Origin of the sequence: Polynucleobacter sp. AM-25C3 (assembly GCF_018882335.1) — a bacterium.
Lineage (GTDB): Bacteria > Pseudomonadota > Gammaproteobacteria > Burkholderiales > Burkholderiaceae > Polynucleobacter.
The window spans coordinates 1-223 of record NZ_JACVOS010000053.1 but is presented as its reverse complement, the minus strand read 5'-3'; the positions used below and the strand labels follow the sequence as shown (position 1 = coordinate 223).

Sequence of the window (223 nt, the reverse complement as noted above, 5' to 3'; positions counted from 1 at the left end):
TAGCCAGACCCTCCTGAGCGGCGCTATTGTGAGTGGTCTTACGGTAAATGATGGTGGTACTCAAGCTGTTGGTAGTGGCGGTATTGCAAGTGCTACTACGGTAAATGATGGTGGTACTCAAGCTGTTGGTAGTGGCGCTATTGCAAGTGCTACTACGGTAAATGATGGCGGTACTCAAGCTGTTAGTAGCGGTGGTAGTGCGATTAGCGCGACCATCAGTTCT

The 223-nt window shown here is 50.2% G+C and carries 1 protein-coding gene; it reads left to right on the top strand.

Features of this window, described 5'->3' with window-relative positions; translation table 11 throughout:
- On the top strand, window positions 1-223 hold a 223-nt coding region (locus ICN12_RS10825; protein WP_216272515.1), incomplete at both ends, for an AIDA repeat-containing protein.